This is a genomic window from Bacillus sp. JJ1127, assembly GCF_036965845.1.
In the GTDB taxonomy this organism is placed as follows: domain Bacteria; phylum Bacillota; class Bacilli; order Bacillales; family Bacillaceae_G; genus Bacillus_A.
Map to the genome: position 1 here is coordinate 9,362 of NZ_JBALQK010000123.1, position 6,278 is coordinate 15,639.

A 6,278-nucleotide genomic window follows, 5' to 3' on the forward strand; every position below is an offset into this window, starting at 1 on the left:
TTTTTAATTGATGTGTATAAAATAAGATAAAGAAAAAGCAGTATTCCTACTTCTAATACTCTTTTTCTTTATCCATTTTATGTAAAACATCTTTCTATATCATAATATGATTTCGATATAGTCAATTAAGCCCGTAGACTAGATATTCTCGAAGAACTTACACGATCTGCTACTGAATCAGGAATTTGGTCCGCAATTGCCTCTCCAATTTTCAAACTTGCAGTTGCAGCTGGAGATGGAGCATTGCAAATATGCATTGCATTTATCCCTGTAATGATACAAAAATCATCTACCATATTCCCATTGGCTGTAATCGCTTGAGCTCTTACACCAGCATGTGTTGGAACAATGTCTTTCTCCGTAAGATCTGGTATTAAACGCTGTAAACTTTTAAGAAATGACTGTTTACTAAACGATCGAACCATCTCTTTCATGCCCTCTTTCATATTTGGCATTGCCATTTTCCAAAAGCCCGCATATGTCATGGTCTCCATAAAATCTTTTAAATTAAAGTCTTTTTTCGTATAGCCTTCGCGCTTAAAACTTAATACTGCATTCGGCCCAGCGTGTACCTCCCCATTTATCATTCGAGTAAAATGGACACCCAAGAATGGAAAATCTGGATTTGGAACTGGATAAATTAAGTGTTTTACAAGATGGCGTCTTTCGGGAATTAGTTCATAGTACTCCCCTCGAAAAGGAACAATCTTCATATCTGTTATTAATCCTGATTTTTTTGCTATTCGATCACTATGTAATCCTGCACAATTAATCATAAATCGTGTTGCAAACTCTCCTTTATTTGTCTCAATTGTAACAATATCTTTTTTATCATAAATGCGTTCTGCCTTCGTTCCTACATGCACTTCTCCTCCACGCTCTTTTATATAATGTGCAAGTGCATAGCTTACTCCTTTATAATCTGCAATACCGCAAGAAGGAACACGAATAGCGCCTAATCCTTTTACATAAGGTTCGATTTCAGCTAATTCCCCTTGATTGATTTTAGAAATATCCAAACCATTTTGAATCCCTCGTTCATAAAGATTATGTAACAGAGGCAATTCTTCTTTTTCAGTAGCAACAATAACTTTTCCACACATATCATAAGCAATTCCATTTTCTTCACAGAACTTGACCATAGCCGCATTACCCTCTTTTGCAAATCTAGCCTTAAAACTACCTGGTTTATAATAAATTCCCGAATGAATAACCCCGCTATTATGTCCCGTTTGATGGTGTGCAAGTTCATTTTCCTTTTCTATTATTGCTATTTTGGCATGGGGAAATTTTTTTGTTAACGCCATCCCAGTGGATAGCCCTACAATACCGCCCCCGATTATTATAAAATCATACATAATTTTTCCTCCTCGAAATACATGAATTTGCTTCCGCATATATCATGAAAGGCAGGCCATATAAAGGCCCGCCATCATTAACATTTTTGTTTTTATTTTGAAAAGCATCCGCGTTGACGCATTAATTCTCGATATAAATCCTTGTTCTTTTCAAAAGGAGCTCTTCCATGCATCCAAAATAAATTATTTAAAAGAACTAAATCTCCAACAGGTAACTTTAATGCATGAGTTGCTGTAGAATTTTCTACGGACTCTGATAACTCTTTAAAATACTGAGCCTGTTCAATATTTTCAGGATAAACAAACTGATCAATAAAACAAATACACGGTGCATTGTTTACATCAAAAAATGTTTCACGCTGTACAATCTCTTGTGCATTTTTACTTGGAGGTGCTTTATATGTGATCTTTACAGATGCTAACGGGTGGTTTCTGAATTTATCAAGATCTTCCCAATCGTCTAAATGAAGTAAACGAGATTCCCCACCTATCGCATTTCTTTCTGCAAACTTCATCATAAGTAACCAATCTGTAGGTTCATCAACAAATGTCCCATCTGTATGAAGGGTGAATAGACGATAAGCCTGGCGCAAGTAAGAATCACTACTATCCGTGTCCTCTACATGAAACCTCGCATAGTATGTGCCTGTCATTGCATCAAAGTTCGAAGTACCAATTAAATGCGTCAATGCAGTCGCAAATTTTACATAATCAGCTGCCTCTGATGTTTCACCTTGCACCCCAATTGTAAATCCCCCTGTTTCACGATCATGGATAATCCCCCTGATATTTTCCATAAAAGACCCACCAAATATTTTTTTCATTTGATCAGCAAGAATAAAACGAGAATATGGCATATACTGCAAGGATTGTTCAGAATGTTCTTTCACCTCAGTAAAAAATTGTTGAAGTAACTGATTATCTAGAACGATATGATACAACCTCTTATGTTCTGGATGAGGAGTAATTTCATACCCTTCATACTTTTTAGCAAACTTCATTTGTATTTCTTTTTCAATAATCGCTGACATATTAACTCCTCCTTAGTATGAAAAAACTAAAAAGCCAGTCATACGCGTCCTACAATACATAATTGTAGAAGCGTATAACTGGCTTAAAATTACGGATGTTCTTTAATTTCTTAAAGTACAATAATAATAGACAGTTTTTTATTAAACTCCATATAAAATATGAAATGAAGATCGAAATAGAGAAGGCTAATTTCTCATATGGATCCGTCACCTTATAAGTAAATAATAATTCAAAATTTTCTGACTGTCAATGTATTTAATAGCATTTTTTCCTTTTATGATTTACTAATTTGAATTGCGTCTGCTGTTTTGTAATAATCGGGGGTTTCCTTGCTCTCTTGCCTACATACTTGGCACATTTTACATGCTGTTACTATTGCCCTATTCCCCGTACATCCCCCTTTTTTCTTTGGTAATTTCCTAAAATTTTCAGTTTCACTTAATCTCCCCATATTCTCCCCTCCTTGTATAGAAATGAAAAAGCCAGTTATATTTCGCTCACCAAATAAGCGGAAATATAACTGGCTCTTGTTTACGAATATTCTTCAGAAATTGAAGTATAATAAACTCGGCAGTTATTATTTTAATTGAGCAGTTTCCTCTAATTCCTCTTGAGGATTATTGCCATTTAAATAGTTTGTATATTGCCGGTACAAATCTTTCAAAGCACTAATAATAGCATTTTGTGCTTTTCCCTGATAATGATAGGAAATCTCTTGGATTACATCATCAATACCATCACGCAGACTGTATCCCCTTAAAATTTGGGCGATAAAATCTCTCCCATGTTCTGTAGCAAGGGTACATGAAGATTCAATAATTACATGATATTTGTGATCAGCTTCTATTGTAATTGTTAATGTTTCATAGACACTGCGTACAGCCATCCCCTTCGGAAGTCTCGCATGTCCTGCCATAAAAAATGTCCCTTTGCGCATTTTCATCCCCCATTATTATGCATGATTTCATCCATTACATCTGATCCATATATACTGTCTTCACTCTTGTATAGAATTCTGCAGCCGTTTTTCCTTGTTCACGCGGTCCATCGCTTGAATTTTTCATTCCTCCAAACGGAACCTGTGGTTCTGCTCCCGCAGTTTCCGAGTTCACATGAACCATGCCAACTTCCATATCATCGATAAATTGTTGAGCAAGACTAAGATTATTTGTACAGATTGATGCACTCAGTCCATATTCGGTATCATTAGCTAATTGAATGGCTTCTTGATAATTTTTCACCTTAAATAAACAAATAACAGGACCAAAGATCTCTTCTTTCGCAATCCGAGCCTCTCTAGACACGTCCTCAAAAATAGTAGGCGGAACATAATAACCTTGTTTCAATTCATGTTCTTCTAATCCATTTCCTCCGCAAATTAAGGTCCCTTCTTTTTTACCTTCCTCAATCATTGATAAAATAGACTGATATTGCGAATCAGATACACATGGTCCCATAAAAGTATTATCTTCTAATGGATTTCCAATCTTAAGAGCTTCCGTACGTAATACTAACTGATTTCGAAATTCCTCATAAATATCTTCTTCAATTATGATCCTACTTGTCGCCGTGCATTTCTGTCCTGTGGACATAAATGCACCCTTAATTGCAATATCTACTGACTTATCAATATCTGCATCATTTAATACAACTAATGGGTTTTTCCCTCCCATTTCTAGTTGTACTTTTTTCCCAGTAGCAATCGCCTTTTCTTGAATCATTTTTCCGATACCATTGGATCCTGTAAAAGATATTGCTTTTATGTCTGGATTTTCTGTTAGCTCCGTTCCAACTACTGATCCCTTCCCAAATATACAGTTGATAACTCCACTAGGAATTCCTGCTTCATGAAAAGCATTTACTAAGTGATATACTGATTTTGGTGTAATTTCAGCAGGTTTTATAACAACTGTATTTCCATAAATAAGAGCCGGGGCCATTTTCCATGCAGGGATGGCAATTGGAAAATTCCATGGCGTAATTAATCCCACTGGGCCAATCGGCACCCGCTTACTGTAAAGCAGCGTTTTCGGATTAGCTGAAGGGATTATATCTCCAATTGGTTGAGTTGCTTCTCCCGCATAATATTCTAAAATACTAATTGCTCGCTTTGTCTCCCCGATGCCCTCAGTAAGTGTCTTTCCTTCTTCCAGCGTTAAATCATAACCTATTTCTGTAACCCGCTCCTTTAAGATAGCTGCTGCTTTCCATAAATAGTTTGCACGTTGCTGAAATGATAAGCATTGCCAATCTAAAAATGCCTCTTTAGCCGATGCGATTGCTATTTGTGTATCCTCTACCGTACTTAGGGGAAATTCCCCAAGTACTTCTCCATTATGAGGATTATAATTTTTAGAATACTGACTTGAAATTGGTTCTTTCCACTGACCATTTATATAATTACAAAACTTCACTATACTACTCCCTCCAGCTTAACAATTAATTGTTCTTTATTATTTAGATACGTTAGCAATTGCTGATTCAAGAATAGAAAGTCCTTCTTCAAGTTGTTCATCTGTTATAACAAGCGGTGGTAAGAAACGAAGTATATTTCCATAAACCCCAGCACTTATCGTAATTAAGCCTTTACTATGTGTTTCTTGCATAACAGTTTTAACCTCTTCACTTGCAGGCTCTTTTGTATTACGATCTTTCACAAGTTCAATAGCCATCATAGCACCGAGACCCCTAACGTCCCCAATCACATCATATTTGTCCTTCCAACTATTAAATGCATCCATCATACGCTGACCAATAATTTGAGCACGCTTCACTAAATTTTCTTCTTCAATTACGTCTAAAACTGCTAAAGCAGCTGCACAAGAAACTGGGCTTCCTGAGAAAGTACCCCCAAGTTGTCCAGGACCTGGTGCATCCATTAACTCAGCCCGTCCTGTAACAGCACTAAGTGGCATCCCTGCCGCAATTGATTTTGAAAATGTCATTAAATCAGGTGCTACACCGAAGGAATCCATTGCAAATAAACTTCCTGTACGAGCAAATCCCGTTTGAATTTCATCCGCAATCATCAAAATTCCATATTTATCGCAAAGGTCTCTTACCCCTTGTACAAAAGTAGCAGTTGGTACAATAAAACCGCCCTCTCCTTGAAGTGGTTCTAAAATAATTGCGGCAATATTATCACTGGCAACTTCCTCTAACATAAAACGTTCGAAATAATCCAAAATCTTTTGATCCACTTCTTCTTTTGTCATTCCTTCTTCTGCACGATAATAATACGGATATGGAAGTTTATACACATCTGGGGCAAATGGTCCAAATCCATGTTTATAAGGTTTCACTTTACTCGTAAGAGACATTGTCATGAATGTACGTCCATGATATGCACGTTCAAATGAAACAATAGCACTTCGCCCCGTAGCCTTACGCGCTATTTTCACCGCATTTTCTACTGCTTCTGCACCGCTATTTGCAAACATTGTTTTCTTTGGAAAATCTCCCGGTGTAAGCTCATTAAATCTCTCAGCTAACGCAATATAACTTTCGTATGGAGCAACGTGAAAACAACTATGAACGGAGTTTGCAACCTGCTCTTGAATCGCCTTAACTACTTTCGGATGACAATGGCCAACATTTTGCATGCCAATTCCACCCGCAAAGTCTATTAATTCGTTTCCATCTACATCTGTAATAATGGCCCCTTTCGCAGATTGAACATATAAATGAGTAATATTATATGGACCTGCAGGCACCGCATTATTTCTTCTCTCATGTAAAATATCAGATTTTGTCGTTACAATATTTTCTTTTAACATTCAGCATACCCCTTTTACTCTATCGTTTTAAAATTCTCTTCCCACTTAAACCTATATAAATCCATTTTAATTTTTCGACATCTAAATCCCTGCGATGCAGAATAAAAAGTAA

Annotated in this window: 6 protein-coding genes; all 6 read right to left on the reverse strand. The window is 36.5% G+C overall.

Annotated features, from left to right (window positions below):
- Window positions 1–125: 125 nt before the first annotated feature.
- Window positions 126–1,358 (reverse strand): L-2-hydroxyglutarate oxidase, encoded by a 1,233-nt coding sequence (lhgO, locus tag V7183_RS12995; RefSeq protein ID WP_097894482.1) that lies wholly within the window; start codon window positions 1,356–1,358, stop codon window positions 126–128.
- 92 nt (window positions 1,359–1,450) lie between these two features.
- A complete protein-coding gene (gene glaH / locus V7183_RS13000) occupies window positions 1,451–2,389 on the reverse strand; it encodes a glutarate dioxygenase GlaH (protein WP_097894483.1) in 939 nt (312 codons plus the stop codon).
- 275 nt (window positions 2,390–2,664) lie between these two features.
- Window positions 2,665–2,841 carry a hypothetical protein gene (locus V7183_RS13005; RefSeq protein ID WP_335359791.1) on the reverse strand — a complete coding sequence of 59 codons (177 nt, stop codon included), beginning with the start codon at window positions 2,839–2,841 and terminating at the stop codon, window positions 2,665–2,667.
- Between the two features lie 126 nt (window positions 2,842–2,967).
- Window positions 2,968–3,327 carry a DUF3870 domain-containing protein gene (locus tag V7183_RS13010; protein ID WP_097894484.1) on the reverse strand — a complete coding sequence of 120 codons (360 nt, stop codon included), beginning with the start codon at window positions 3,325–3,327 and terminating at the stop codon, window positions 2,968–2,970.
- Window positions 3,328–3,361: 34 nt separating this feature from the next.
- Window positions 3,362–4,804: an aldehyde dehydrogenase family protein gene (locus V7183_RS13015; protein ID WP_335359792.1), complete on the reverse strand. Its 1,443-nt coding sequence runs from the start codon at window positions 4,802–4,804 to the stop codon at window positions 3,362–3,364.
- 39 nt (window positions 4,805–4,843) lie between these two features.
- Window positions 4,844–6,166 (reverse strand): 4-aminobutyrate--2-oxoglutarate transaminase, encoded by a 1,323-nt coding sequence (gene gabT / locus V7183_RS13020; protein ID WP_097894486.1) that lies wholly within the window; start codon window positions 6,164–6,166, stop codon window positions 4,844–4,846.
- Window positions 6,167–6,278 lie beyond the last annotated feature (112 nt).

Bases quoted from the DNA above. Each gene is read 5' to 3' on its own strand.
- V7183_RS13010 (WP_097894484.1), bottom strand. From the start codon at position 3,327: ATGCGCAAAGGGACATTTTTTATGGCAGGACATGCGAGACTTCCGAAG.
- gabT (WP_097894486.1), bottom strand. From the start codon at position 6,166: ATGTTAAAAGAAAATATTGTAACGACAAAATCTGATATTTTACATGAG.
- glaH (WP_097894483.1), bottom strand. From the start codon at position 2,389: ATGTCAGCGATTATTGAAAAAGAAATACAAATGAAGTTTGCTAAAAAG.
- lhgO (WP_097894482.1), bottom strand. From the start codon at position 1,358: ATGTATGATTTTATAATAATCGGGGGCGGTATTGTAGGGCTATCCACT.
- V7183_RS13005 (WP_335359791.1), bottom strand. From the start codon at position 2,841: ATGGGGAGATTAAGTGAAACTGAAAATTTTAGGAAATTACCAAAGAAA.